Origin of the sequence: Actinosynnema sp. NPDC059797 (genome assembly GCF_042732085.1) — a bacterium.
GTDB lineage: Bacteria > Actinomycetota > Actinomycetes > Mycobacteriales > Pseudonocardiaceae > Actinosynnema.
The window spans coordinates 1-3,110 of record NZ_JBHWIE010000578.1; the positions used below are offsets into that span (position 1 = coordinate 1).

The 3,110-nt window shown below is 74.9% G+C and carries 2 protein-coding genes; both read right to left on the reverse strand.

Annotated elements, in window-relative coordinates; genetic code table 11:
- Positions 1–124: 124 nt before the first annotated feature.
- Complete coding sequence (locus ACFV4N_RS41865; RefSeq protein WP_499678250.1) at positions 125–1,513, reverse strand: carbohydrate-binding protein; 1,389 nt, start codon at positions 1,511–1,513, stop codon at positions 125–127.
- A 116-nt stretch (positions 1,514–1,629) separates the two neighbouring features.
- On the reverse strand, positions 1,630–3,110 hold a 1,481-nt coding region (locus ACFV4N_RS41870), incomplete at its 5' end, for a bifunctional 3'-5' exonuclease/DNA polymerase (protein ID WP_499678251.1).

Below are 3,110 nucleotides of genomic sequence, written 5' to 3' on the forward strand. Positions count from 1 at the left end.
GGTTGGTGGCCGGCGCCTCGGGCCCCCGGGGGGTGGGTTGGGGGCTTCGACCGCACCCCCCCACCCCTTGGGGGGGGGGGGGCGGGCGGGGGGGGGGGGCGGCGGGCGCGGCCCGCCACGGTTCTCACGTGCCGAACCTGATCCAGTTCACGCTCACGTAGGCGTTGGGCTGGCCGCTGGTGAACGTGACGTAGACGTCGTGCGTGCCGGTGATGCCCGAGATGTTCGCGGGCACCGTGCGCCAGCTCTGCCAGCCGCCGGTGTTGCCGACGGCGAAGCTGCCGACCGGTGTCGCGGTCGGGCTGCCCAGCCGCACCTCGACCAGGCCGCTCGCGCCGCCCGCCGCGCCGGACGCCACCCGGCCGTAGAACTGGCGCGCGGTGGTCGAGCCGAACCGGACGCCGGAGAACCGCAGCGAGTCGCCGTTGCGCAGTTGCGCCACCGCCTGGCCGCCCTCGGCCGACTCGATCGTGCCGCCGCTGCGCGAGGTCGCCTGCTCGGCCTGGATCTCGGCGTAGGCGTCCCAGCCGCTGCCGCCGGGCTGGGTGGTGGTGGTCGTGGTGGTGGGGTTGCCGCCGCCGCCCGCCGACCACACCGCGACGTAGTCGACCACCAGCGAGTGACCCGGCACGGTGGCCGAGGTGGGCGTGGCGTGGCCGGCGACGCCGTTGGGGAACGCGCCGCCGATGGCCAGGTTCAGCAGCAGGAAGTACCCGGCGTGGCCGGTCATGTTGTTCCACGTGGTGGCGTCGAGCTGGTTCTGGCTGACGCTGTGGAACTGCTGGCCGTCCACGTACCAGCGGAGCTGCTTGGGGCTGCTGCTCTCGTCCCACTCGAACCGGTAGGTGTGGAACGCCGACTGGCACGACGAGCCGGGGCACTGCCTGCTCGCGCCGAGGCCGTTGGTCTCGTTGCACGGGCCGCCGGGGTTCACGCCGCAGTGCAGCACGCCCCAGACGGAGTTGATGCCGTTGACGTTCTCCATGACGTCGAACTCGCCGATGGCGGGCCAGTTCCAGTAGTTGCCGCGGTAGGGGGAGCCGAGCGCCCAGAACGCGGGCCAGTAGCCGAGCGCCGCCTGACCGGTGACGTTGGGCATCTGGAGGCGGCTCTCGATCGCCAGCTTGCCGCCCGCGGGCGGCTTGAAGTTCGCCCGCTGGGTCTCGATGCGGGCGGAGGTCCAGTTGCCGCCGCCGTCGCGCAGCGCGGTGATGCGCAGGTTGCCCGCGCCGTCGAGCTTGATGTTGTTCGTGCTGTTGGTGTAGCTCTGGATCTCGCCGGTGCCCCAGTTCCCGGGGCCGCCCGGGTAGCCGTGGCCGAGGTCGAAGATCCAGTTCTGCGAGGACGGCAGGGTGTTGGCCGGGCCGGTGAAGTCGTCGCTCCACTGGAGCGTCCAGCCCGGTGGGGTGGACGGCACCGAGGCGTCGGCCGTGGCGAGGGCGGTGAGGGGGACGGCGGTGATGAGGGCGGCAGCGGTCGCGAGCACCCGCCGTCGGCTCGGGTTGAGCGCCATGGCGGTGACCTCCTTGTCACTGTGTCCTGCGCGACGGGGACGACGGCGGCCCTCTCATGAGAGCGCTCTCATGATGATCGTTCAAGAGCCCGAACGGCTCAACGGGCGCCCGGCGGTCACTTGGCGTCGGCGTAGGTGTCGACCGCGACGGCCTTGAGGGGGAAGCGGACCGGGGTGTCGCCGAAGACCAGGCGGGTGGCCTCCTCGCCGGCCGCGGCGACCTCGGCGCACACCACCCCCGCCTGGTCCTCCGGGCAGTGCACCAGGACCTCGTCGTGCTGGAAGAAGACCAGATGCGCGGCCGGCGCGGTGTGGTGGAGGCGGCGGCGCAGCGCGCCCAGCAGGGCCGCCGTCCAGTCCGCGGCGCTGGCCTGCACGACGAAGTTCCGGGTGAAGCGGCCCCAGTCGCGGGCCGCGCGGCGGGAGCGGCGCAGCGCGTCCTCGCCGTCGTCCGCGCTGCCGGTCAGCTCGCGCCACGCCTCCGACGGCAGCGGGCTGGTGCGGCCCAGCCGGGAGCGGACCGCCCGGCCCTGCTCGCCCGCCAGGGCGGCGGCCTCGACGTAGCCGACGGCCACGGGGAACCGGCGCCGGAGCACGGCCATGGCCGGACCGGCCTCGCCGCCCGTGCCGCCGTACATCGCCGACAGCATCGCGACCTTCGCCCGGTCCCGGTCGCCGCCGAAGGCCTCGTCCGCCAGCGTCGTGTAGAGGTCGTCGTCGGTGGACACCTCGACGAACTCCCGGTCGTCCGCCAGCGCCGCCAGCACGCGTGGCTCCAGCTGGGCCGCGTCCGCCGCGACCAGCTTCCACCCCGGGTCGGCCCGCACCGCCGTGCGCAGCACGCGCGGGATCTGCAGCGCCGCGCCGCCCCGCGTGGCCCACCGCCCGGACACCACGCCGCCCACCACGTAGTCCGCCCGGAACCGCCCGCCCGACACCCACGTGTCGAGCCACGACCACCCGTGCGCGACCCACAGCCGGGCCAATTCCTTGTACTCCAGCAGCGGTTCGACGGCCGGGTGGTCGACGCGCCTGAGCACCCACGCCCGCGCCGACGGGACGTCCACGCCCTCCCGCGCGAACGCCCGCACGATCCCCGGCGGGTGGTCCGGGTTGACCTGCCTGCCGCCGAACGCCGCCGTGATCCGGTCCGCCAGCTCGGCCAGCACCCGCGGCCGCGCCCCGTTCGCCGGCCGGGGGCCGAGCAGGTCCTCCAGCAGCCGCTCGTGCACGTCCTCCCGCCACGGCAGGCCGAAGTGCGTCATCTCGGCGGCGGCCAGCGCGCTCGCCGACTCGGCCGCGAACAGCAGCCGCAGCCGGTCCGCGTGCGGCAGGCCCGCGGCCACCCGCTGCTGCTCGCCGTGCACCGCGATCACCGCGTCCAGCGGGTCGGCGCCACCGGGCAACCGCTCCTGCTCGGGCTCGAACAGCGTCGGCTGGGTGTCGCGCCTGCGCGGCCCGTGGTCCTCGGGCACCGGCAACCCGCGCAGCCGGGCGAGGGCTGCCCCCAACCCGCGCGGCTCCCGGTGCCGCTCCTGGTAGGCCAGCAGGAGGTGCTCGACGTGCCACAGGTCCCGGCACCGCTCCACCCGCACCC